The organism is Arthrobacter cupressi (assembly GCF_900099975.1).
In the GTDB taxonomy this organism is placed as follows: domain Bacteria; phylum Actinomycetota; class Actinomycetes; order Actinomycetales; family Micrococcaceae; genus Arthrobacter; species Arthrobacter cupressi.
On sequence record NZ_FNEI01000020.1, the window covers coordinates 27,672 to 51,960 of the forward strand.

Annotated in this window: 20 protein-coding genes; 14 read left to right on the forward strand and 6 right to left on the reverse strand. The window is 67.0% G+C overall.

Annotated elements, in window-relative coordinates:
* The first annotated feature begins 1 nt into the window (after nucleotide 1).
* From BLP88_RS17455 to BLP88_RS17485, 7 genes are all read left to right on the forward strand, one after another.
* Nucleotides 2–946 (forward strand): carbohydrate ABC transporter permease, encoded by a 945-nt coding sequence (locus tag BLP88_RS17455; protein ID WP_084111337.1) that lies wholly within the window; start codon nucleotides 2–4, stop codon nucleotides 944–946.
* Complete coding sequence (locus tag BLP88_RS17460) at nucleotides 943–1,821, forward strand: carbohydrate ABC transporter permease (RefSeq protein WP_074591318.1); 879 nt, start codon at nucleotides 943–945, stop codon at nucleotides 1,819–1,821. The genes BLP88_RS17455 and BLP88_RS17460 overlap by 4 nt, the downstream gene beginning before the upstream one ends.
* Before the next feature lie 93 nt (nucleotides 1,822–1,914).
* Complete coding sequence (locus BLP88_RS17465) at nucleotides 1,915–3,594, forward strand: glycoside hydrolase family 13 protein (RefSeq protein WP_074591319.1); 1,680 nt, start codon at nucleotides 1,915–1,917, stop codon at nucleotides 3,592–3,594.
* 38 nt (nucleotides 3,595–3,632) lie between these two features.
* On the forward strand, nucleotides 3,633–6,866 hold the full coding sequence (locus BLP88_RS17470) for a glucodextranase DOMON-like domain-containing protein (RefSeq protein ID WP_074591321.1): 3,234 nt from the start codon (nucleotides 3,633–3,635) through the stop codon (nucleotides 6,864–6,866).
* 78 nt (nucleotides 6,867–6,944) lie between these two features.
* A complete protein-coding gene (locus BLP88_RS17475) occupies nucleotides 6,945–8,669 on the forward strand; it encodes a glycoside hydrolase family 13 protein (protein WP_074591322.1) in 1,725 nt (574 codons plus the stop codon).
* 75 nt (nucleotides 8,670–8,744) lie between these two features.
* Nucleotides 8,745–9,707, forward strand: coding sequence for an aldo/keto reductase (locus BLP88_RS17480; RefSeq protein ID WP_074591324.1), 963 nt, complete (start codon nucleotides 8,745–8,747; stop codon nucleotides 9,705–9,707).
* A 75-nt stretch (nucleotides 9,708–9,782) separates the two neighbouring features.
* The gene (locus BLP88_RS17485) at nucleotides 9,783–10,364 is read left to right on the forward strand and encodes a dihydrofolate reductase family protein (RefSeq protein ID WP_074591325.1); all 582 of its coding nucleotides are present in this window, start codon (nucleotides 9,783–9,785) and stop codon (nucleotides 10,362–10,364) included.
* A gap of 119 nt (nucleotides 10,365–10,483) precedes the next feature.
* Here the strand turns inward: BLP88_RS17485 and BLP88_RS17490 are convergent, their stop codons facing one another.
* The 4 genes from BLP88_RS17490 to BLP88_RS17505 are packed head-to-tail and all read right to left on the reverse strand — an operon-like array spanning nucleotide 10,484 to nucleotide 14,287.
* Nucleotides 10,484–11,404, reverse strand: coding sequence for a TauD/TfdA dioxygenase family protein (locus BLP88_RS17490; RefSeq protein ID WP_074591327.1), 921 nt, complete (start codon nucleotides 11,402–11,404; stop codon nucleotides 10,484–10,486).
* Between the two features lie 41 nt (nucleotides 11,405–11,445).
* A complete protein-coding gene (locus tag BLP88_RS17495) occupies nucleotides 11,446–12,366 on the reverse strand; it encodes an ABC transporter permease (RefSeq protein ID WP_074591329.1) in 921 nt (306 codons plus the stop codon).
* The gene (locus BLP88_RS17500) at nucleotides 12,366–13,259 is read right to left on the reverse strand and encodes an ABC transporter ATP-binding protein (RefSeq protein WP_074591330.1); all 894 of its coding nucleotides are present in this window, start codon (nucleotides 13,257–13,259) and stop codon (nucleotides 12,366–12,368) included. Before BLP88_RS17500 ends, BLP88_RS17495 begins: the two co-directional genes overlap by 1 nt.
* Entirely contained in the window at nucleotides 13,259–14,287 is a 1,029-nt protein-coding gene (locus BLP88_RS17505) for an ABC transporter substrate-binding protein (RefSeq protein ID WP_074591336.1), read from the reverse strand. The genes BLP88_RS17500 and BLP88_RS17505 overlap by 1 nt, the downstream gene beginning before the upstream one ends.
* Before the next feature lie 357 nt (nucleotides 14,288–14,644).
* Between BLP88_RS17505 and BLP88_RS17510 the strand changes: the two genes are divergently transcribed.
* The 4 genes from BLP88_RS17510 (at nucleotide 14,645) to BLP88_RS17525 (ending at nucleotide 19,810) form a co-directional block, all read left to right on the forward strand.
* A complete protein-coding gene (locus BLP88_RS17510) occupies nucleotides 14,645–17,650 on the forward strand; it encodes a hypothetical protein (RefSeq protein WP_139163443.1) in 3,006 nt (1,001 codons plus the stop codon).
* A 104-nt stretch (nucleotides 17,651–17,754) separates the two neighbouring features.
* On the forward strand, nucleotides 17,755–18,618 hold the full coding sequence (locus BLP88_RS17515) for an HpcH/HpaI aldolase/citrate lyase family protein (protein WP_074591339.1): 864 nt from the start codon (nucleotides 17,755–17,757) through the stop codon (nucleotides 18,616–18,618).
* Nucleotides 18,619–18,620: 2 nt separating this feature from the next.
* The gene (locus BLP88_RS17520) at nucleotides 18,621–19,565 is read left to right on the forward strand and encodes a DUF2797 domain-containing protein (protein WP_245679911.1); all 945 of its coding nucleotides are present in this window, start codon (nucleotides 18,621–18,623) and stop codon (nucleotides 19,563–19,565) included.
* 20 nt (nucleotides 19,566–19,585) lie between these two features.
* A complete protein-coding gene (locus BLP88_RS17525; protein ID WP_074591343.1) occupies nucleotides 19,586–19,810 on the forward strand; it encodes a DUF3188 domain-containing protein in 225 nt (74 codons plus the stop codon).
* Nucleotides 19,811–19,816: 6 nt separating this feature from the next.
* Here the strand turns inward: BLP88_RS17525 and BLP88_RS17530 are convergent, their stop codons facing one another.
* Both BLP88_RS17530 and BLP88_RS17535 read right to left on the reverse strand, forming a co-directional pair.
* Nucleotides 19,817–21,472 carry a SulP family inorganic anion transporter gene (locus BLP88_RS17530; protein ID WP_074591344.1) on the reverse strand — a complete coding sequence of 552 codons (1,656 nt, stop codon included), beginning with the start codon at nucleotides 21,470–21,472 and terminating at the stop codon, nucleotides 19,817–19,819.
* Entirely contained in the window at nucleotides 21,469–21,849 is a 381-nt protein-coding gene (locus BLP88_RS17535) for an ArsR/SmtB family transcription factor (RefSeq protein WP_074591346.1), read from the reverse strand. Before BLP88_RS17535 ends, BLP88_RS17530 begins: the two co-directional genes overlap by 4 nt.
* Nucleotides 21,850–21,966: 117 nt before the next feature.
* Between BLP88_RS17535 and BLP88_RS17540 the strand changes: the two genes are divergently transcribed.
* The 3 genes from BLP88_RS17540 (at nucleotide 21,967) to BLP88_RS17550 (ending at nucleotide 24,192) form a co-directional block, all read left to right on the forward strand.
* Entirely contained in the window at nucleotides 21,967–22,428 is a 462-nt protein-coding gene (locus BLP88_RS17540) for an FAS1-like dehydratase domain-containing protein (RefSeq protein ID WP_074591347.1), read from the forward strand.
* Between the two features lie 2 nt (nucleotides 22,429–22,430).
* Nucleotides 22,431–22,874 (forward strand): MaoC family dehydratase, encoded by a 444-nt coding sequence (locus tag BLP88_RS17545; protein WP_074591349.1) that lies wholly within the window; start codon nucleotides 22,431–22,433, stop codon nucleotides 22,872–22,874.
* 76 nt (nucleotides 22,875–22,950) lie between these two features.
* Nucleotides 22,951–24,192 (forward strand): MFS transporter, encoded by a 1,242-nt coding sequence (locus tag BLP88_RS17550; protein ID WP_245679913.1) that lies wholly within the window; start codon nucleotides 22,951–22,953, stop codon nucleotides 24,190–24,192.
* Nucleotides 24,193–24,289 lie beyond the last annotated feature (97 nt).

Consider the following 24,289-nt stretch of genomic DNA (forward strand, 5'->3'; position numbering starts at 1 on the left):
AATGTCACTGGACACACAGATCCGGGCCAGCGCTGATGCCGTGCCGGTCCAGCCGCGCCGCAAGGTGTCCCGACGGCACCGCAAGGACGCCATCGCGGCCCTCGTCTTCCTTTCGCCCCAGCTCGTAGGCCTGATCGTCTTCATGATCGGCCCCCTGGTGTTTGCCCTGTACCTGGCCTTCAGCCACTGGGACGGGTTCGGCGCCGCCACCTTCGCGGGACTGTCCAACTTCACCGAACTTTTCGAGAACCCCCGCATCCAGCGTTCCGCGATCAACACCGTATGGTTCACGGTGTTGCAGGTCCCCGGGGTGATGATCACGGCTTTCCTCTTCGCGCTGTTCATGCAGAAGGCGGGAAAGATGACCAACGTCTACCGTCTTGGTTTCGTTGCCCCGGTGGTCACCTCCTCGGTGGCCGTCGCCACCATCTGGCTCTACCTGTTCAACCCCGAGATCAGTCCCATCAACAGCGCCTTGCGTTCCGTTGGCATCCCGGCGCCCAACTGGCTGCAGGATCCGGCGTTCATCATCCCGTCCTTCGCCGTCGTGGCGATCTGGCAGGGCCTGGGCTATCAATTGGTGATGTTCATGGCCGGGCTGCAAAGCATCGGCGCCTCATACCTGGAAGCCGCCGAACTGGATGGTTGCTCGGCGTGGCAGAAGCTGTGGCACGTGACGGTGCCGCTGATCTCACCGACCATCCTGTTCCTCTCGATCACCTCGATCATCGGCTCCTTCCAGGTCTTCGACTACATCTACGTCTTCATGGATTCAAGCGCGCCGGACGAGGCCCGCACCATCGTCTACGAGATTGTCCAAATGGCCTTCCGTGAGTTCAATTTCGGAGCCGCTTCAGCCCTGGCGTTCCTGCTGTTCCTGGTCCTGCTGGGAGTCACCGGGTTGCAGATGGCCGCCCAGAAGAGATGGGTTCACTACGCAGAATGAGCACCCTGACCCGCAACATTGCCCGCTCCCAGGAAACGCGGACGCGCCGCCGGCCGGTCCGGCCGGGCAAAATCATCCTTCACCTGGCCCTCGCTGCCTGCGCCGCCCTCATGGCCCTGCCGTTCCTGTGGATGATGTTCTCCTCGTTCAAACCGCTGGATGAGATTTTCCGCCAGCCGCCCACCTTCCTCCCGGAGGCCTGGACCACCGGAGGCTATGAGACCGCTTTTGCCGGTGCCGACTTCGTCCGGGGCTTCTGGAACAGCACGTACATCGCCGTGACAGTCACGGTGGTTTCGCTGCTGACCAGCACCATGGCCGCCTACGCATTCGCCAGGATCGACTTCCGCGGAAGCAAACACCTCTTCATGGTGTTCCTGGCCACCATGATGATCCCCGCCCAGCTGACCATCATCCCTCTGTACATCATCATGGGATGGCTCGGTTGGATCGATACCCCGCTGTCACTGATCATGCCGGCTTCCCTGTTCAGCGCTTTCGGGGTCTTCCTCATGCGCCAGTACATCAAGGGCATTCCACGGGAACTTGAAGAAGCCGCGGAACTGGACGGCGCCAGCCGCTTCAGGGTCTTCACCACCATGATCCTGCCCCTGCTGCGCACCCCGCTCACGGCGCTCGGCATCTTCACGTTCCTGGGTCAGTGGAACAACTTCTTCGGTCCGCTGATCTTCCTCAACAGCGACGCCAACTTCACCCTCCCGTTGCTGGTGAACCAGTTCAAGGGCCAGTACGGCGCCGACTGGACCTCCTTGATGTCGGCCACAACGCTCGTCGCGGCACCGCTGCTGATCATCTTTGCCGTCGCCCAGCGGCAGATCGTGGACGGCATCGCGCTCTCGGGCTCCAAGTCCTGAGGCACCCCCGCCAATAAGCAGGAACGACGACGGCGGGAACCCGCCGTCGTCGTTCCTCCCACCGCTTCTTACTACCTGAAAAGGATTCCCGGTTTGCCTACGCCCCCCTTCGCCGCATCGTCCGCTTCCGATCCCGCTGCTGTTGATCCTGACTGGTGGCGGCAGGCCGCCGTCTACCAGATCTATCCGCGGAGCTTTGCCGATTCGAATGGTGACGGCATCGGGGACCTGAAGGGTGTTTCGGCCAAGGTGCCGTACTTGAAGGCGCTGGGGGTCGACGCCGTCTGGCTGAGTCCCTTCTATCCCTCGGCTTTGGCGGACGGCGGCTATGACGTGGATGACTACCGCGATGTGGATCCGAAGATCGGCACGCTGGCGGACTTCGACGAGATGGTGGCCGCCCTCCATGCCGCGGGCATCAAGGTGATCGTGGACATCGTGCCGAACCACTCATCCAACCGGCATGCCTGGTTCCGGGAGGCACTGGCCGCCCCGAAGGGTTCGCCGGCCCGGGAACGCTACCACTTCCGCGACGGACTGGGAGAGAACGGGGAACTGCCGCCCTCGGACTGGACCGCCTCGTTCGGCGGCCCGCGGTGGACCCGCGTTGACGACGGACAGTGGTACCTCAACACCTTCACCCCGGAACAGCCCGACCTCAACTGGGACAACCCCGAAGTCCGGGAGGACTTCCTGACGACCCTGCGTTTCTGGTCCGACCGCGGAGTGGACGGCTTCCGGGTGGATGTCGCGAACCTCCTGGTCAAGGACCTGCCGGCCAGGCTGCCCGGCAAGGCTGAACTGTCCACAATGGACCGGAACTCCGGAACCCACCCCCTGATGGACCGCGACGAGGTCCACGAAATCTACGCAGAATGGCGGAAGGTCTTCAACGAATACAACCCGCCGCGTTTCGCCGTGGCGGAGGCCTGGGTGGAGACTGCGGAGCGCCGGGCGAAGTACGCGTCGCCCGAGGGCCTGGGCCAGGCGTTCAGCTTCGACCTGCTGATGGCGGACTTCGACGCCGGACAGTTCCGGGCGGTTATTGCGGACAACCTGGAACAGAGCCGGTTGACCGGTTCGACCTCCACCTGGGTGTTCTCCAACCACGACGTCACCCGCCACGCCACCCGCTACGGGCTGCCTCCGCTGAACGGCCGTGCGGTCAAAGGCGGCGTGGAATGGGTCCGGGACGGCGGGCCGAAGGAAGCCCTTGATGTTGCCGGCGGCATCCGCCGCGCCAAGGCAGCCACCCAGCTCATGCTGGCGCTGCCGGGATCGGCGTACCTGTACCAGGGCGAGGAACTTGGCCTGCACGAAGTCGCGGACATTCCGGCGGACCGCCGCCAGGACCCGTCCTTCTTCCGCGGCGCCGAATGGGACGGGCTGGGCCGGGACGGCTGCCGCGTTCCGCTGCCGTGGGAGCCGGACGGCCCCTCGTTCGGCTTCGGCGCGAACGGGGCCCACCTTCCCCAGCCGGTGTGGTTCGCCGGGTATGCGGCCAGCGTCCAAGAGGCCGACGGCGGATCCACCCTCGAGTTCTACCGCACCGCCCTCGCACTCCGGCGCGGCCTGCAGACCGAGGAGAAGCTGCAATGGATCGACACCGGCAACGCGGACGTACTGCACTTCGTCCGCCCGGGCGGCTGGCATGTCGTCGCGAACTTCGGAACCGCCGCCGTCGAACTTCCCGCAGGTGAGCTCCTCCTTGCCAGCGTTCCGGCTGAAGGCGGCAAACTTGCGGGCGAGGCAACCGCCTGGCTGCGCGCTTGAACCCTCATCCGAAAGATCAACAGAGAGGTTGATGTTTAGTGAAAAACCGTTGGAGTTTTAGCACTCTTGCCGGCGCGGGCGCGCTCATCGGGGCCCTGCTGGCCCCCATCGCTCCCGCCGCCGCAACGGATCCCGTCATCGCCGCCGGGCCGGCGGCTCCGGCCCCTGTGGCTCCGCCCGCATCGACCCCGACGCTGACCACGTGGGGCCATGACAATGCCGTTGCTACCAGCGGTCCCGTGCCTGCGGACAAAGTCCGCGCGTCGGAGTTCTACGAGGCGTCCGTTGCAACGGCCGCCAGCCCGGACACGGCCTATGGTTCCTTTGTCTACGCGAGCGTGCCCCGCGGCGGCAACGGCAAGATCGGCTACACGGAACAGGACGGGGCCGAGTTCGCCTCCGAAGCGGGAATGACCATGAGCTGGTCGAGCTTCGAATACGGCGAGGACGTCTGGGTGAATGTGCGCCTGAAAACCGGGCAGCAAATCACTTCGGCCAGCCAGGTCACCATCAGGCCGACCGATCTCGGCCTGGAGAAGCAGTTGGTGGACAGTTCCACCATCCGCGTGAAAGTGCCCTTCACTCCGGACGGGCTTCGCTTCTCGGTGGAGTTCGATCCGCAGCTGGTCACCTCCTACAACGACATGTCGGGCACCTCCGGTGCGCTCACCACGAGTGCGGCCGCGGGCAACAGGCCGGTACATACTGAACCGCGGAATTCGATGCTGGTCTTCGCGAACCCTGTCCTCTCCGCCACGGATACCGGGCGGTACGTTCCCGGCGCGGACGACGGGTCCATTCACTACCCGGAGCCTGGCCTGGTCAACAACCTGGGGGCGATTACCGAGGACATTGTCTACTTCCGGCCGGGTACCTACTACATGGGTTCGGACTATCACGCGGTGCTGCCCGCCAACGTGAAGTGGGTCTACCTGGCCCCGGGCGCCTACGTCAAAGGCGCCTTCCGTTTCCTCCACAAGACCCAAAGCCACTACAAGGTGACCGGGCTCGGTGTCCTCTCCGGGGAACAGTACGTGTACGAGCCGGACACCGGGAATGGTTACGCGCACAGCGTGGGCGCGAACTGCCATGCGAGCTGCGTCAAGATGCTTCAGTTCGAATCGTCGAACACCGGCCAGACGCTGGACCTGCAGGGCGTCACCGTCGCCGACCCGCCGTACCACTCCTTCGTGGTCTACGCCCATGAAGGCGAGGGCTCGGACGAAGTCGAGGTCGGCGTCGAGAATTTCCGCATGGACGTGGAGAACTACAAGCAGGTGGGAGGCTGGTACTGGCAGACGGACGGCATCGAGCTGTACGACGGAAGCAGCATGAAGAACACCTTCTTCCACTCCAACGACGACGTCTTGAAGCTGTACCACAGCAACGTCGACATCAAGAACACCGTGATCTGGAAAAACGAGAACGGCCCGGTCATGCAGTGGGGGTGGGTGCCCCGCGAAATCGATGCCGTTTCCGTGGCCAATACGGACGTGATCCACAACCGGATGTACTGGAAGGACGTCAAATACAACACCTGCGTGTTCAACTCCTCCAGCCATTGGGAAGACATGGGCGCCACCGACCGCGCCGATGCCGCCACCACGGTCAGGAACATGCGGTTCACCGATACGCGGGTGGAAGGCATGGTCAACTGCGGCGTCCGGGTTTTTGCCCTGTCGAACACCGAGAACCTCGAGATCGACGGATTCTCGGTGGACGCCTGGAACGGCCTTGACTACACCTCGCAGGCCAGCCTGCTGAAGCGTTACCACGATCCTGCCGGCCGGAAGGTGGCAATCGGCAACGAAGTGTCGCAGGGCAACGGGATCCTGCTGCACAACTACATTGTGGGCGGGACCAGCGTTATCAAGGCCGGCGACAACTGGTGGGACACCGAGCCCGGACGCTTGAACTTCGACGCCGACACCTGGGACGGCTGGAATGCCACCGCCGACGGCCAGCCCGAGGGACCGGCGCCGGAACTCGCTGTGGACGGCCTGGCGGACGGCTCCGTGGTGGACTCCCGGCAGCTGACGGTGTCCGGGACCACGAGCGCGCCCGGCGTGGCCGTCACCGTGAACGGGGTCCGGCATGATGCAGCGGTGGCGGACGGCAGCTTTGCGGTGGACGTTACCCTGCCCGACATCACCAACCGGGTGGTCGTCACGGCAACCGGCGACAACGGTGTGGTGGCCGTTGTTCGGCGTACCGTGACCGCGCTCGGCACCAGGATCGGATCGCTCTCCGATCCCGCCGGCGATGACAACGGCCCGGGCAGCTACACCTACCCCACGGATTCGGCCTTCAACCCCGGGAGCTTCGACCTGACCGGCATGGACGTCTACCAGGACGGCGGAACGGTCCGCTTCCTGACATCCACGGCCGGCCCCATCAACAATCCGTGGGGCGGCGCGGGAATGAGCACCCAGCGGCTGAACATCTACCTTCAGGACGGCAGTTCGACCCAGGCCGCTGCCATGTTGCCGGGTACCAACACCTCGGCCGCCGGTGCCTGGAAGTACGCGGTGGTTGCCGATGGCCGGTACGCGGAATCGCGCTTCGGCGGAGGTGTCTATGACGCAGGCCTGCAGCGTGTGGGGGAGGTGAGGCTCGACGTCGACCCTTCCGGCAAGATCATCGCGTCAGTTCCCGCCGCGGTGCTGGAGGGCATTGACCTGCGGAACACCGGTTACCAGGTGTCCATGTTCAGCGACGCCGAAGAAGGCGAGGGCATCGGCAACGTGCGCCCCGTGTACAGCGCGGAATGTTCCAACGGCGCCGGCTGCCCCTCCTTCGTGGGCCCGTACAGGATTGGCGGCGGGGCCGGTTCCTGGACTGATGCGGACGCATCGCGTGACACGGACACGCGCGATTCCAACGCGCTGGACATCATCTCCGGCAGTACGGCGCAGGCCGAAGTAATGGATTGGACCCGCGGCCCGGTGGTTGTTCCCTTCGTTCGCCTGGATACCGCGCAGACCGTCATCGATGCCGAATTCACCCTTGGCAGCAAGAAGGTCAAGGGGTCCCAGGTGCTGACGATCGCCGCGGAAAACCGGGGCGAGAGCCCCCTCGAGCTGACCGTTGAGACTGCTTTCGGTGCCACGCAGTTCGGCTCGCTGCCGGCCGGCGCGTCCGGCATGTATTCGATCGATACGCACAGCCCGCACCTGCCTGCAATGTCCGTGAAGGTCATTGCGACTGCCCCGGACGGCACCTCAAAGAGCTATGCCTTTTCCTATGCGGGATCTAAACGCAACCAGGGCTGAGCACCGCTGTTGACCTTCGCTTGCTGGAGTCACATACTGGATGGGGAGATAATTTAGATTCTAAATAAAAGGAGTTTCGTGAGCACCATCGCCACCAAGGCAAACCGCACCGACGCCGAGCGAATGGCCGACCCCAACTGGTGGCGGCAGGCCTCCGTGTACCAGATCTACCCGCGCAGTTTCGCCGACTCCAACGGCGACGGCCTGGGAGACCTCAAGGGCATCACCGCCAAGGTGCCGTACCTGAAGGAACTGGGCATCGACGCCGTCTGGCTCAGCCCGTTCTACCCTTCGGCCCTGGCGGACGGCGGCTACGACGTGGACGACTACCGCAACGTGGACCCCCGGCTGGGCACGCTCGAGGATTTCGACGAAATGGCCACCGCCTTGCACGGAGCCGGCATCAAGCTGATCGTGGACATCGTTCCCAACCACTCCTCGGACCGCCACGAATGGTTCAAGGAAGCCCTGGCCTCCCCGAAGGGCTCGGCCGCCCGCGACCGCTACATCTTCCGTGACGGCCTGGGCGAGAACGGCGAGATTCCGCCGTCAGACTGGGACTCCGTCTTCGGCGGCCCCGCCTGGGAGCGCATCACCGAACCGGACGGCACTCCCGGCCAGTGGTACATGCACATCTTCGCCAAGGAACAGCCGGACTTTAACTGGGACAACCCGGAGGTCCATGAGGACTTCCTGACCACCCTGCGCTTCTGGTCCGACCGCGGCGTGGACGGCTTCCGCATCGACGTCGCCCATGCCCTGACCAAGAACCTCGAAGGGGCCCTGCCCACCAAGGCCGACCTCAAGGCCAAGGCCCACGGCACCGACGGCTTCATCGACGGCTCCCACCCGTACTGGGACCGCGACGAGGTCCACGAGATCTACGCCGAGTGGCGCAAGGTCTTCAACGAGTACAACCCGCCGCGCACCGCCGTCGCCGAGGCCTGGGTGCACGCGGACCGCCGCGCCCGCTACGCCAGCCCGGAGGGGCTGGGCCAGGCGTTCAACTTCGACCTGCTGCAGGCCGATTTCGACGCCGCCCAGTTCCGCACGATCGTCACCAAGAATCTCGCCGAGGCGGAGGCTTCCGGCGCGTCCTCCACCTGGGTCTTCTCCAACCACGACGTCGTCCGGCACGCTACCCGCTACGGCCTCCCGGTCTCCGAACCGACGGAGGACGACGAGATCATGGCGGGCGCGGCCGGCAAGAAGTGGCTGCTCGAAGGCGGCCTGCAGGACGACGTGGACGTGGAGCTTGGCCTGCGCCGTGCCCGTGCCGCCTCCCTGCTGATGCTGGCCCTGCCCGGTTCGGCGTACCTGTACCAGGGCGAGGAGCTCGGCCTGCAGGAAGTCGGCGGAGAGATCCCTGATTCCGAGCGCCAGGACCCGTCCTTCTTCCGCAACAAGGGCGTGGAGATCGGCCGGGACGGCTGCCGCGTGCCGCTGCCCTGGACCGCCGAGGGTCCGTCCTTCGGCTTCGGCGCCAACGGCTCCCACCTGCCCCAGCCGGAATGGTTCGCCGCCTACGCGGCGGACGTCCAGGACGGCGTCGAGGGTTCCACCCTGGAGCTGTACCGCAAGGCCCTGGCCCTGCGCTCGGACCTGCAGTCCGGGGAACGCCTCGAGTGGATCCCCAACGCCAATCCCGAGGTGCTGCACTTCCGCCGCCCCAACGGCTGGCAGTCGGTGACCAACTTCGGCACGGAGGCCGTGGCACTGCCGGAAGGCACCGTGGTCGTCAGCAGCGCGGCCCTGGAGGGCGGCAAGCTTCCGGGTGCCACCACCGCCTGGCTTTTCGGCTAACCCTGTCTTTTTGATCACGACGGCGCCCCGCACCTTTGCGTGCGGGGCGCCGTTGCCGCGTGGAAGAGTTTGGACATGACTGCACAGAACAACAACGGCGGACGCCTCATCTACGGCTGCATGGGCCTGGGCGGGGACTGGGACAGCCCGGACTACGGCCCCGGCGATGTCGACGCAGCGGCGGCCGCGATCGAGGCGGCCCGTGGCATCGGCATCACCCTGTTCGACCACGCCGACATCTACACCCGCGGGAAGGCCGAGTCCGTCTTCGGCGACGTGCTCGCCGCGAGCCCGGGGCTTCGGGAACAGATCCAGCTGCAGGGCAAATGCGGCATCAGCCTCGCCGAGGGCGGCGTGCCGGGGCACTACAACCTCAGCCGCGAGGCCATCCTGGAACGCGTCAACGCCAGCCTGCAGCGGCTGCGCACCGACTACCTGGACATCCTGCTCCTGCACCGCCCCGATCCGCTGCTGGAACCGTCCGAGGTGGCGGCCGCCGTCGGGCAGCTCATGGCGGAAGGCAAGGTGCGGGCGCTGGGCGTGTCCAATATGTCCGCGGCCCAGATCGACTATCTGCAGGACGCGCTGGAGACCCCGATCGTGGCCAACCAGCTGGAAATGAGCCTGCACAAGGCCGCCTGGGTGGAAAGCTCGGTGCTGGTCAACCGGCAGGAAGGCTTCGACGCCGGCTTCCCGCACGGCACCATCGAGCATTGCGTGCGCAAGGGCATCGAACTGCAGGCCTACGGCTCCCTCGCCCAGGGCCGGTACACGGGCGCGCCTTACGCTTCGCCCACCGCCGCGGACCGGGAGACCGCGGGGCTGCTGGCCCGCTTCGCCGAGGACAACGGCACCACCCCGGAAGCCGCGCTCCTCGGCTGGCTCATGAAGCATCCGGCGGGAATCTCCCCGGTGGTGGGCAGCTCCCGGCCCGAACGGATCGCCGCCTGTGCCGGTGCGGCGGAGGCGGCGACGTCGATGAGCCGGATCGAGTGGTACTCGCTCTGGACCGCTGCCCGGGGCGCTGCCATGCCGTAAGCCCTGTTGCAAACGTCCCCGCTGTGCCACTCTCGTTGCTGGAGGCATCGGCAATCCAGCAACGGGAGGCGCACCATGCGCAGGGTGATTGTTTCCGAATTCGTATCGCTCGACGGTGTGGTCCAGGGGCCCGGGGGAGGCGAGCCGGAGTACAAACACGAGGGCTGGACCTTCGACATCGACCAGGATCCCGCCATGTACGAATACAAGCTGGAGGAGCTCAAGGAGTCCGGTGCGCTGCTGCTCGGCCGGGTGACGTATGAGGGTTTCGCGGCGGCCTGGCCTGAACGCGACGACGAAGCCGGCTTCGCGAACAAGTTCAACAACATGCCCAAGTACGTCGCCTCCACCACCCTGAAGGACCCTGCATGGAACAACAGCCATGTGCTTGACGGGGACGTGGCGGAGGCCGTGGCCGCGCTGAAGGAACTGGACGGCGGGCCGCTGCTGGTCAACGGCAGCCCCACGCTGCTCAAGGCCCTGTACGACGCGGACCTCGTGGACGAATACCGGCTGATGGTTTTCCCGGTGATTCTCGGCTCCGGGAAACGGTTGTTCCCGGACGACGCCGCGGGCAAGCGGAAGCTGACCCTGACCAGCACCAGGATCTACTCGAACGGGATTGTGCTGAGCGTGCTGGAACCCGTCAGGGACTGACTGTTCCCGTTAACCCAACTAGCTCGCAGTTGTTGTCGTTATGAGCGCTCAGAACGACGTTAACTGCGAGCTAGTTGGGTTGCGGGTCCGGTACAGCTACAACAACACATGCGTGCTACTTAGAGCGGCGCGACGACGGAATAGGTGGAGGAGTCGCCCTGGATCGACTGGCTGGCCTTGCCGTCGATGCCCACCGGGATCTCGCCGGCGATGGTCACGCGGTTGAGCTTGCGCTGCTGGCCGTCGTAGTTGTCCGGGGCGTAGTGCTGGGTGATGCGGTTGTCGAACAGCACCAGCTGGTTCGGCTCCCAGTTCACGCGAACGATGTTTTCCGGCCGGGTCACGTAGGCCTGGAGCAGGCGCAGGATGTCCCGGGACTCGGTGTTGGAAAGGCCCACGATCCGCAGCCGCTGCGCGAAACCGCCGATGAACAGGCCGCGCTCGCCGGTCAGCGGGTGGACGCGCACCACGGGGTGGGCGGTTTCGAACTTGATCCGGGTGAACTCCTTGCGGCGCTCCTCGGCGTTCTCGTGTTCCAGATTCTTGGGCACGGAGTAGTCGTAGTCGTTGGTGTGGATGGCCCACAGGGTGTCCGCGAAGTTCCGCAGTTCCTCCGGCAGGTCGGCGTAGGCGCCGGCCGAGGACGCGATCAGGGTCTCGCCGCCATAGGAGGGCAGGTCGATGCTGCGCAGGGTGGAGGCCTGCGGCGGGTTCACCACGAAGGTCACGTCCGTGTGCCAGTTGTTGGCCGAGCCGTTCTCGCTGTCCACGGGCAGCACGTTGGCTTCGCCTTCCACGGAGGCCACCGTGGGGTGGGCCGTGGTGAGCGGGCCGAAGTGGCTGGCGAACTTCACCTGGGCTTCGTCCGTGAGGATGTTGGCCTCCCTGAACACCAGGGCCTTGTGCTCGTTGAGGGCGGCGCGGATCTGTGCCACGGTGCTCTCGCTGAGGTCCCCGCTGAGGTCCAGGCCCCGGATTTCGGCGCCGATGCGGGAACCCAGTTTGGCGAATTCGAGCTTGGTTTCGGTAATGGCGGTCATTGTTCTTTCCTATCTGTTTGTTTGCGGTGGAAGGGAAGTAATTAGGCCCCGACGGCGGTCCGCCAGCGGGAGAAGTGCCGCTCCAGGGCGACGAGCAGGAAGTTCACGCCCAAGCCCAGCAGGGACACGGTGAGGATGCCGGCGTACATGTCCGGGATGAGGAAGCTGCTCTGGGCATTGATGATCAGGTAGCCCAGCCCGGCCTTGGCGCCGACCATTTCCGCGGCGATCAGCACCAGGATCGACGCCGTGCCGGCCATCCGGATGCCCGTGAAGATCGTCGGGACCGCCGAGGGCAGGATCACCTTCTGGAAGAGGCGGAAGCTGTTCAGGCCCAGGGACTTCGCCGCCCGGATCAGCAGCGGGTCCACGGTCTTCACGCCGGCGATCGTGTTCAACAGCACCGGGAAGAACGCCGCGTAGGCCACGATCGTCACCTTCGATTCCTCGCCGATGCCCAGCAGCAGCGTGAAAACCGGAAGGAGGGCCAGCGCCGCGGTATTGCGAAACAGCTCCAGCAAGGGATTCAGCACCGAATTCAGCCGGCCATACCAGGCGATCAGCAGGCCCAGGGACACACCGGCCGCCACGGCGATGCCGAAGCCCAGCACCGAGCGGCTCAGGCTCGCGGCAAGGTGGCCCTGGATGGAGCCGCTCTCGAAGAGCCTGCCCCAGGCCTGCAGCACTTCATGCAGCGGCGGAAGGAACACCCGGGTGGACGGGGGCGCGAGGTGGAGCGGCCCGAATTCCCACAGCGCCAGGAATCCCAGGATGCCCGTGGCCTTCCACAGCCAGGACCCGGCGCGGGACGCCGCGCCCTTGAAGGCGTCCGCCACGGAGGCGAGGGCCGCCGTCGCCGGCTTTGCGGTGACCGGCGGGGGAGTGCCCTGCCCGACGGCGGCAGCCGCCTCAGCGGCGTCGGTCCCCAGGGCGCGGGCTGTCTTGGTGAGTGTTGCGCTCATTAGGCAGCGCTCCTTTCGCGGGTTTCTTGCGTTGCCGGCTCGTCCGGGGCGCTGCCGTCCGGGAGAATCTTGCGGTGGCCCGCGTCCTGCGCGAGGCGGACCTCGTCGTGCAGCAGGGTCCACACCTTGTGCCGCTGCTCCACGAAGGCGGGGGTGGAGCGGATGTCCTCGTCGCCGTCGCGGTCGGGGATCTCCACCTCCACGATCGCCTTCAGGCGCCCGGGCCGGGCGCTCAGCACGGCAACCCGCTGGCCCAGGTACACGGCCTCGTCGATCCCATGGGTGATGAAGACAATCGTCTTGCCGGTGGCCCGCCAGATCCGCAGGAGCTCCTCCTGGAGCTGTTCGCGGGTCTGGGCGTCCAAGGCGGCGAATGGTTCGTCCATGAGCAGCACGTCCGGTTCGTAGGCCAGGCTGCGGGCGATGGCGACGCGCTGCTTCATCCCTCCGGAGAGCTCGTGCGGGAAGCGGTCCTCGAAACCTGCCAGGCCCACCAGCTTGAGGTACTCGCTGGCCTTGGCGGCGCGCTCGCGGCGGCTGAGCTTCCGGCCGTCGGCTCCCTTGCCCTCCAGTCCGATGGAGACGTTGGCCGAGGCGGTGCGCCAGGGGAAGAGCGCGTACTGCTGGAAGACGACCGCACGGTCCTTGCCCGGTCCCGTCACCGGCTGGCCGTCCACCAATACCTCGCCGGAGGTGGGCGTGGACAGGCCAGCCAGGAGGTCCAGCAAGGTGGTCTTGCCGGAGCCGCTGGGCCCCACCAGGGTGAGGAATTCGCCGTCGCGCACGTCCAGGTTGAGGGAATCGATGGCGGTGAGGGTGGTGGCCGCGGTTCCCTTGCCCGGCCGCACTGTGAACTGTTTGCTGACGTTGCGCAGGCTGATCTTGGCGGTCATCACTTCCCCTTTGCGAGCTCGTTGAACTCGTTGGTGTAGTAGTTGGCGGGGGTGAGGTCCTTGGTGACGATGCCCGAGGTCTTCAGCCATTCGCCCCAGCGGGTGAAGTCTTCATCCTTGATCCGCCCGGCGTCCGGGACGCCGACGCTCTTCCAGTACTTCAGCGCGTCGGTGCTTTCGTTGCGGCCGCGTTCCTTGATGATCTTGGTGAAGCGGGCAATGACTTCCTCGCGGGGAGTGGTGCGTTCCCACTCGATGGCTTTGGCAACACCCGTGGCGAAGGTCTCGGTGGTGGACGGGTTCTTGGCGATGAAGTCGGTGCGCAGCACGTAGGGGCCGCCGGCGAAGCTGCCGAAGAACTGGACATCGCTGAAGACGGAGCGGAGCCCGCCGGCGGCGATCGCCTTGTCCTGCAGCACACCGCCCAGCGCACCGGCATCCACCTGGCCGCGGCGGATCGCCTGTTCCGTGTCGTTCGGCGGAAGCGGGACCAGCTGGACCTGCTTGGCTTCCTCGGCGCTCAGCCCGCTCTTGCGCAGGTAGGTGTTGATCACAGCATCGGCGTGGGCGCCCAGGGTGTTCACGGCAATTTTCTTGCCGATGAAGTCCCGGGCCGAGCGGATGGGGCTGTCTTCCTTGACGTAGAAACCGTTGAAGGTCTTCTCGTCTTCGCCGTAGTAGTTGACCACGGCCTTGACGGGGGCGCCGGCCTCGATGAGCTTCACCACGGCTCCTGCGAAGGCACCGCCGAAGTCGGTCTGGGCGGTGGCTGCGGACTGGATGTCCTGCGGGCCGCTGGTGGTGTTGCCGACCCATTTGAGCTTGACGTCGCCCAGGTAGCCAAGGTCCGCCGCGAGTTCGGGCAGCGTGACCGAGTTGGCCCAGCCCTGGTAGCGCAGTTCCTTCACCTCGCTGCCGCCCTGGGAAGAGCCGCCGGGGCCCGCTTCCGCGTTGCCGCCGCAGCCGCTCACCGTCAGCGCAAGTACGACGGCGGCCGCGACGCTCAACAGGGGCTGGTGCAGTTTCATGGGAGCTACTTTCCGGTTAGGGGTTTGGGGATCCGGTCGTGTTCGAAGGACCGGTGGGAACGATGTAAGCGCATCCGGGAAGGGGCTGGGAAGCCTGCGGGTAACGCTCGGAAACCCCGGGAAACCAAGGGAAACCCGGCGCAACGGCAGGCAATCACAGGCAACCCTGCGACGCATTTCGGTGTGCGTCGCCGGGTTAAGCACGGTGACGCCGCGGGGCCTCGCTGCCGGTCCCCGTGCGCAAGGAGAACAGGTTCCTACAGTCGATTGACATGGAACGGGGTCGGGCGCATCATTCAGTCACGCGCCCGCGGTCTCCCCAGGGGCGCTGGACGAGGCACCCGGCTGGGGGTTGTCATGGCTGAGGCTTTAGCTGTACCGCGGTCACCGCGTTTCCCCGTACCGCGCCGCGTGCTGCGCTGGCTGACGGCAACTCTTCTGGTCTGCGCGGTGACGCTGTGGATCGCGATGGCCGAAATCGACCGGCTCGTGGCGGGGGTCGTCACCCCGGACGGTGGAAACAGCAGCGTCACCATCCTCAGCGGCTTCGGGGCGTTCGGCGCCCGGGACACCTGGTCTGTCTGGGCCGGGCTGGATCAGGAAGACCATGAGCAACTGGCCGCCCTGGTTACCGTCCATGTGGCGATCGACTTCGCATTCGCCCTGCTCTACGGGGCCCTGCTTTTCCGGCTGGCGAGGGGCAGGATCCTTGCGCGGATCATTGCCGTGACCGCGGCCGCCTTGGATGTTACCGAAGGTGTGCTCCTGCTCTTCGCCATCCGGGATGCAGGCTCCACGCCCCCTGCGGCGGCCGTGCTGGGTGTCGTCACCAACCTGAAGTGGCTGGTCCTGGCATTGTTTGTGCTTGGCCTCCTCGCCACGCCGCTGCTGCGGAAGAGGGTCTTCGGCCGCCTGCGCCGGCTGGCCGGGACCGTCCAGTTCCACCGGCTGACCGTTACTGCCGTCGGCCTGGTCGCTGTCCTGGCGCTGCTGCCGGTTCCTGGCATCAATGACCAGATGCCGGACTCCCAGAGGCTGTGGGCGGAGGGAAGCCCCGGGCCGTTCCTTGCCAGCTCGCTGGTGGTTCCCGTCATTGCACTGGGCCTGCAATACATCGGGCGCCTGCGGTCGGTCCTGGCCTGGCAGCTCTGGGCAGAGTCCTACATACCTGAGCTGCCGCCCAGTTGGCGGCTCTGGCTGGCCGGCCCGGTGGTCCTGCTCGCCGCGCTCGCAGTGATGGCCGCCGGTGGGTTCCCTGTCGAGCGGAGCAACTGGTGGCAGTACGGGATCTTCATCGGCGTGCCCCTGATTCTGCTGGCCGTGTCCGTCGTTATGAAGTTTGTCTCGATGCTGGGGTCGCCGTTCAGTTTCCGGGCAAGGTGGGCCATGTGCCCACACGGGGAGGACCGCCGCCGGGCCATGGACGCCTGGTGCGGAGGCGACAACCTGGCGCTCTTGCTGATCGCCGTGGCGGGCATGTCCCTCGTGCGCAGCTTCGCCGGGCCGGCCGCCATGATGCTCGTTGAGCCGGGGTTGGTCGCATCCATGCCCGACGGCTGGCCGCTGCGGGTGTGGGGTCTGCTGGCGTTCGGAGCGGTCCTGGCCGCCGGCGCCTACCCGTTGCGGAGCGTCCTTCTTCGCCGCGCCCCGCGGCTGTTCGGTCCGGACCCCAGAAACGGTTTCGGGCAATGGCCGTACCTGAAGCACTTGGTGCTTGCCCTCGGAGCGGTGCCGTTGCTGGCATTGCTGCTGGCGCCGGCGTTCTTCACCGCCTTCCTGGGAGTCTCGGCGACGGCGGTGCTTGGTATCGGCTCCTGGGCCCTGCTGTTCGGTGCGGTGGTCGTGTGGGCCCAGCAGCGCCAGCCCCTGGAGATCTTCTACCGGATGGGATTCCGGGCGAACCCCATCCTGTCCCTCATGGCCGCGGCCCTGGCCCTCGGCCAACTGAGCGGGGGCGGCGACGCCATGCACCTGCCGCGCACCGGCAAGGTGCCCGTCTCCCCGGAACGCAACGCGGTGGACGCCGAGTTCAGGGACTGGCTGGGGAAATCCACGCCATGCAATACCAAGGCCGGGAACGGGAAGACCGTCCGCCCCATGCTGTTGGTCGCGGCGGAAGGCGGCGGCATCCGGGCCGCGAGCTGGACCACCAGGGTCTTCGGCGCCCTCGCCGGAACCGGGTGCGGCAAGACCGCCACTCTGCTGTCCAGCGGTGTCAGCGGGGGATCCCTCGGGCTGGTGCTGGTGACGCGCTATGCACCGCGTGGCGAAGGAGCAGGAACAGGCCTGGCGACCGCGAGTGATGCGGTGGCGGCCCCGGAAGCACTTTCGGTCAGCGTCGGCGGAGCCATCGTCTCCGACCTCGTCGCCGGCGGCACGGGCCTGCTGATCCCCAACCGGAGCCGGGGCGATTTCGCGTGGCACGACCGTGCCGCCCTGATGGAACGCGAATGGGAGCGCCGGGCCCCGTTCCTGGACGCAGCCTTTGATCCAAGCGCCCGCGGCGCCGCCGGCGCCGTGATCCTCAACTCCACGGTCACGGGCTCGGGCTGCCGGCTGGTCCTGAGCCAGGTCAAGCTGCCCGGGTCGAAGGACGCTTCCGATGCGGCGGCGCCGGAATGCCTGTCAGAGGACGGGCCGCCGGTGTCCATCGATTTCTTCGATCCGGCGAATGGTTTCTGCGACACGGACCTCCGCTGGTCCACGGCGGCAATGATCTCCGCCAGGTTCCCCCTCATTTCCCCTGCCGGCCGGCTCCGGTACGGTCGGGCCGCAGAGGCAGGCTGTACCCCGGCGGGAGCCTTCCAGGCGATCGACGGCGGTTACGCGGAAGGTTCCGGCCTCGGGACGGTCTCCGATGTCTGGGGCACCCTCCGTGAGGTGGTCCAGGACTACAACGGCGGGCCCGGGGCCGGCACGGAGCAGCATCCCTATGTGGTTCCGGTGTTCGTCTACATCCGCAACTCACCGGGCGTGGACCTGGCGGCCAGGGTGCCCGCACCGGTCGCGGAGCTCGCCGTTCCACTCGCGGGCCTGAAGGCCAAGGCCAACCAGGTTGAAGCCGGGGCCTGGCTGCAGCGCCTCGGCGCAGCGTCCGACGTCTGCTTGGACACTGAGTGCGACGCAGCCAGTGGCGCGGTCCTGGACAAGCTCGGCGGCGACGGCACCGTGGTGGTGGCACCGAAGAGCCGCCCGGCCATTGACCCGCCGCTGGGTTGGACCCTGTCGATGCTTTCGCAGAACCTCCTGGACGAGGCGCTGGAGGCCGAAAAAGGCCAGGACAACGGCGGCTCCGGTGAGCTCCCGGGCCTCGGAAAGCTGCTAGCCGTTCTGTCGCCACCGGGGGCCGGGGCGCCCGACTAAGGTGCGTGCCGCCGTCGAGGGTCATATTCATTTTGTTCATAGTGATGATCACATAGAAGGCTCTTTCTTCGCCATTGCCCCTGCCGGGCGGATACGGTAGATGCATGACGTCCAGCATCACCACCGAATCCGTGCGCCCTACGCGCAGCATCCCTGCCGACATCGCCCGCTCCTGGCTCCTCGTGAACGCCATGAAGACGGAGCTTTTCGACCAGTCGGCCAGCTCGCGCGCGGACGCCATCATCCTGGACATCGAAGACGCCGTTGACCCGTCCCAGAAGGACCACGCCCGCAGCAACGTGGTGAACTGGCTGGCCGGCGGCGGCCAGGCCTGGGTCCGCATCAACGATGCCACCAGCCCGTTCTGGGCGGACGACCTCGCCGGCCTGCGCGGCACCCCGGGCCTGCTCGGCGTGATGCTCGCCAAGACCGAGTCCGCGGACCAGGTCACCGAGTCCTACCACCGCATGGACGGCAAGACCCCCGTGATCGCCCTGGTGGAATCCGCCGTCGGCATCGAGGAAGCCAACCACATCGCCAAGGGGCAGGGCTGCTTCCGCCTCGCTTTCGGTTCCGGCGACTTCCGCCGCGACACCGGCATGGCAGCCACCCCGGAAGCCATGGCTTACCCGCGCGCCAAGCTCGTTGTCGCCAGCCGCGTCGGCAACCTGCCGGGCCCCATCGACGGCCCCACTGTCGGCACCAATCACCCCATCCTGCGGGAGCAGACGGGCATTACGGTGACCATGGGCATGACCGGCAAGCTCTGCCTGGCCATCGATCAGACCACCGTCATTAACGAAGTCATCAGCCCCACGCCGTCGGACGTCGCCTGGGCCACCGACTTCATGAACGACTTCGAAGCCAACGGCCGCGTCATCCGGGACGGTTCCGACCTCCCGCGCCTTGGCCGCGCCGAAAAGATCATGAAGCTCGCGGTTGCTTTCGGGGTCCAGCCCTCCCTGTAGCCATGCTGGTTCACGGCGTCGCCTGGGACCGGCCGGCTGCACAGGACCGGCCGTCGGCAGGAATGCCCGACGGCGGGTCCCCGGCGCTGCTCCTGCGCGCGCCATCCGGGGAGCCGCGCGATGTTCCGCTGGCCGTCGGCGGCCGCCTCGGATTCCGCGTGCTCGACGGGCTGTGGTGCCTTGGCCATAGCAAGGTCCACGGACCGCGGGAACGCCTCCATGTGCCCTGCCCGGACGCGGCGCCGGCTGAACGGGGCAGGCAATGCGGGCCATGCTTCGCGCGCGACGACTTCCGCCTGATGCATGATTTCCACCGCGGCGGTTCCGTTCCGGCCGGTCTGCGCTCCTACCTGATGCAGCCGCACTGGCTCTACCTGGCCACCTTCGCCGGCGGCGCCACCAAGGTGGGCACGGCCTCGTCCGTGCGCAAATGGCAGCGCCTCGCCGAGCAAGGCGCCGTGCGGGCAAGCTACGTGGCCCATGCCGAGGACGGCCGGGTGGTGCGCATCCTCGAAGACCTCGTCACGCAGGAACTCGGCACGGTCCAGCTGGTCAGGTCCGCCGCCAAGGCGGCTTCTCTGCTTGAGCCGTTGGCCGACGTCGAACTTTCAGCCATCAACAAACGGGCGGCCGCCCGCACGCGCGAGCTCCTGGACGAGCTTGCCTTGGGCGGTTTTTCCACGGTGGAGGAAGACTGGCAGCGGCCCGCCGTCGCCGATGAAGCGTGCGGAGTTTTCGACTCCCGGAGGCGGCACCCCTATCCCCAGGCGTTCGACGGCGGCGACCACGGCTTCACGGTCCGCTCGCTGAGCGGCGCCACCGCTCTGGTGTCCCTGCCGGGCGAAGAGTCCGGGTTCATTGCTGGCCTCGGCGCGCTCAAGGGCCGCCGGATCGAGTTCGGCCACTACTGCACGGAGGTTCCGGCGCTCCAGGACTCCCTCTTCTAGTGCGTCGGTAGAATTGGCGGGTGCTGAATGAATTCTGGGCCACTGCCTCCACCACCTATAAGACGCTGGTCTTCAGCGCGATGGGCCTGATCGCCGTCGGGATCATCCTCACCATCATTGGAAACACCACCCAGAACAAGGGCATGGCCTTCGCCTCCCTCGGCGTGATCGGCCTGGGCTTGGTGCTGCACGTCGTGGGCTTGGTGGTGCGAGGGCAGCAGATCCGAAAGACGCTCAGGAAGTAACCGGGTTCAGGACAGCGCGGCCCGGGCTTCGGCGTTCCGCCTGACGTGGCTCCTGGCGTGCTCGATCGCCGGTTCCAGTTCGGTGAACAGATGCTTGTGGTGCCGCAGGGAGCGGATAACGCCCACATTGGTCACCAGCGAGAGATGCTCGGGTTGCACCCCCTTGATGAGCACGGTGATGCCGCGCAGTTCCAAAGCGGACACCACGTCCACCAGCGCATGTGCACCGGTGGCGTCCAGCATTTTCAGCTGCGAGAGCCTGATGACCGCCACCTCGATGTCCCGCACCTGGCTGATCTCCTGCAGCACCCGTTCGGCGGCGCCGAAGAACATGGCGCCGTCCAGGGTGAACAGAGCGATGTGTTCATCGCCGGCGAGCGCCGCTCCCGGAATCTGTTCCCGCCGCACGCCGGTCAGGGACGCCACCTTCCGCAGCGTCAGGACCGCCGTGACAGCCAGGCCGATCTGGATGGCGATGATCAGGTCGAAAGCAACCGTGATGACGGCCGTGATGGCAAACGCGGCCGCATCTGAACGCGTCGAGCGCAGGATCGCCGTGACCGTCCGGTGCGACACCATGCGCGTGGCGGTGACCATCAGGATCCCGCCGAGCACGGCCAGCGGGATCCGCCCCACGAAGCCGGCCGCGAGGTAGATGGTTGCCAGCAGCACCAGGGCATGGACGACGGCGGACACCCGGGTGCGGGCCCCGGACCTGACGTTCACGGCAGTCCGGGCGATCGCCCCGGTGGCAGGCATGCCGCCGAAGAACCCCGCTGCGATCGAGGCCAGGCCCTGACCGGTCAGTTCCCGGTCCGGGTTGTAGGGGCCGGTGGGCCGGCCGTCCGGACCTTTCAGCCCCGTGGCCACGCGGGCGGACAGCAACGATTCGATCGCGGCCAGCGCTGCGACGGCGACGGCGGGCATCGCCAGGCTGCCCAGCGCGGCGGGGTCGACCGCGGGCAGCTCCGGAACCGGGAGCGAGTGGGGCAACGCGCCGATGCGAGGGATGTCCAGGCGGAGCAACTCCGCCGCGGCGGTCGCGAGGACGACGGCGATGAGGCTGGCCGGCAGTGCGCGGTGCAGCAGCGGGACAAGCAGCATGACGCCGGCCACCGCGGCCACGATCGCCAGGGTCTGGATGACCGTGGGCAGGTGTGCCGTGGCAGCCGCGTCGATGGCCGCCAGCAGGGTGTTGTGGCCGGGAACGGCTGCGGTGCCGGTGGCCAGTGGAACCTGCTGGAGGAAGATGATGGCGGCGATGCCCAGGGTGAAGCCTTCGACCACAGGCCAGGGAATCAGGGAGACTGCCCGGCCCAGGCGGCTGACGCCCAGGAGGCAGACAAGGAGGCCCGCCATGATCGAGACGACGGCGATGACGCCAGCGCCGTGCGTGGCCACGATGGGTGCCAGCACCACCACCATGGCGCCGGTGGGGCCGGAAACCTGCACATTGGAGCCGCCCATGACCGCCGCCACGAAACCGGCGACCACAGCCGTAATGAGCCCTGCCTCGGCGCCCACGCCGGAACTCACGCCGAAGGCCAAAGCGAGGGGGAGCGCGACAATTCCCACAGTGATCCCGGAGAGCAGGTCCGCCCGCCACGAGGAGCGCAGGCCGGTGTAGTCGGAACGCGCGGGGAACAGGCTGCGCAGGTTCATGATGCGGCTTCCGCGGACACCGGAACCGCCGGCAGTTCCCCGGCGAGCTGGAGCCGTTCCTGGGAACCCGCAAGGGTGTCCAGGAGGAAGGTCCGGGCGATGGCCAGGAGTTCGGCGATCTTGGGGTGCGCGAGCGTGTAGTTGACGGCGTTGGCGCTCCGGCTGGAGGTCACGACGCCGTGCTTGCGGAGGGTGGCAAGGTGCTGGGACAGGTGCGAAGCCTCAAGGCCGGTTTCGGCCAGGAGATAGCTGACAGGCGCCGTGGTGCCGGGTGCGGCGGCCAGCAGCTCCAGCACCCTGATGCGGGCCGGATGTGCCAGGCCCTTGAACAAATTGGCCTTGATTTCGTACAGCGGCGCCTGCGCGGCTGAATACATGGCTTCCTTGCCATCCTTCGATTGATGAAATGATGGATTCATCATATCGTGCCCGGAAAGTCCGGGAGTGCCTTCACAACTGCCGCTGTGGTGCGCCCGCCCATTAGGGTTGGATGCATGACTATTAACCCCGACCTGCAGGGCCGCAGCTACCCTGCCGCTGAGGTGTACGACGTCGGCCGCGAGAAGATCCGGGAGTTCGCCCGGGCGGTCAAGGCCACCCACCCCGCGCACTTCGATGTCGAGGCCGCCAAGGCGCTCGGCCACGCCGACCTGGTGGCGCCTCCCACCTTCGCCATCATCGTGGCGCAGCGGGCCGACGCCCAGCTGATCGAGGACCCGGAATCGGGCATCGACTTCAGCCGCGTGGTCCACGCCGACCAGCGCTTCACCCACCACCGCGCCATCGTCGCCGGCGACCAGCTCCGCGCCGAACTGCACGTGGACGGCGTCCGCGCCATGGGCGGCGGCGCCATGATCACCACCCGCGCCGAAATCTTCACGCTCCGCGACGACCTGCAGCGCGAACCCGTGGCAACCACCACCTCATCCATCCTGGTCCGCGGAGAGGGACAGTAACCATGAGCCTGAAATTCGAAGACCTCGCCGTCGGCCAGGAAATCGGTGCGCGCAGCATCGACGTCACCCGGCAGGACCTGGTGAAGTATGCCGGCGCGTCCGGAGACTTCAACCCCATCCACTGGAACGAAGCCTTCGCCACCGGCGTGGACCTGCCCGGCGTGATCGCGCACGGCATGTTCACCATGGGCTCGGCCGTGCAACTGGTGAGTGACTGGGTGGACGACCCCGCCGCCGTCGTCGACTACCAGACCCGCTTCACCAAGCCCGTACTGGTCACCGACACCACCGGCACCGGCGAACCCGGTGCCGTGATCGAGGTGGTCGGCGTTGTGGGAGCCCTCGACGCCGACGCCGGAACCGCGCGCATCGACCTCACCGTCACCTTTGAGGGGCAGAAGGTCCTGATGAAGTCCCAAGCCGTCGTGAAGCTGACCGAACAGTGAAACTCGCTTGAACACCATCCCTGGGCAAGGCGAAGGCGCCACCGCTGCAGACATTGCGCGGTGGCGCTTTGCTGTCATGGCCGCGTACGGGGCCAGCGGCATCGCCGCCGCGTCCTGGGTTTCCCGCCTCCCGGCGGTGCGGAACGGGCTGGAACTGACTCCGGCCGCCGTCGGGCTGATCCTGCTCTGCCTGACGGCCGCGTCCTTCACCTCGGTGTCCGTCTCAGGGCTGGTGGTGCTGCGGATCGGCTCTGCCCGCACGGCGCGGATCGCCTGTGTGCTCAGCGGCAGCGGACTCCTGCTGCTTGGCGTGGGCACCTCGGTGCTGTCCAGCCTGCCGGTGGCCGCCTGCGGCCTGGCGCTGCTGGGCCTGGCCAACGGCTGCTACAACACCGCCCTCAACGTCGAGGGCGCCGCCGTTGAGCGCGCCCTGGGCAAGTATGTGATGCCTTGGCTGCACGGATCCTTCAGCCTGGGCACCGTGGCCGGAGCCGCGGCAGGCGCCTGGGCCGCCGCCGCGAAGCTGTCCGTGGCGTGGCACCTCGGGCTGGTGGGCGCCGTCGCGATCGCCGCGGTGCTGGTTGCCAGCCTGTCCTTCCGGGCGGACCGCGCAGGCGGCGTACGGAGCCGCCCTGCCTTGCAGCGCAAGCCGGTGCGACCCCGGAAAACCGACACTTTCGAAGACCCCACCACGGGCCCGTTGCCAGTCATCAACCCGGCCCTGGCCTCGGAGGCCGCATCCCTGCACGGCAAGCGCCTGGTGGCCATGGCCTGGCGGGAACCGCGCACCCTGCTGCTCGGGCTGTTGGTGCTCGGCCTGGCGCTGTCCGAGGGCGCGGCGGGGGACTGGGCGGCGCTGGCGCTGGCGGACGGCCACGGCCAGAGCGAAGCAGCCGGCGCGGCAGGCTATGGCGTCTTCGTGACCTTCATGACAGTGGGCCGCTTCGCAGGGACCTTCCTGCTGGACCGTTTCGGCCGGGTCGCGGTGATGCGGTGCTGTGCCGCTACCGCTTTCCTCGGGGTTGCCACGTTCGTTTTCGCCCCTGTGCCGTGGCTCGCCTTCGCGGGCCTTGGACTCTGGGGCCTGGGCACTTCCCTGGGCTTTCCCGTGGGCATGTCCGCCGCGGCCGACGACCCTGTCCATGCCGCGGCCCGGGTCTCGGTGGCTTCGACCATCGCCTACGGTGCGTTCCTCGCCGGCCCGCCCGTGCTGGGCTTCCTCGCCGAACAGTTCGGCATCCTGCACTCCCTGCTGCTGGTGCTCCTGTTCCAGGCGCTGAGCTTCCTCCTGGCCCCAGTACTGAGCCAACGGCAGTAGCCCGCAAGCGGCGGCAGCCGGCGCCAATGGCAGTCGCTTGCCCGCAGGCTGATATGAGTTGAGTTAGTCCTTCCAAAGCACCTCCGGAGCTGTCAGG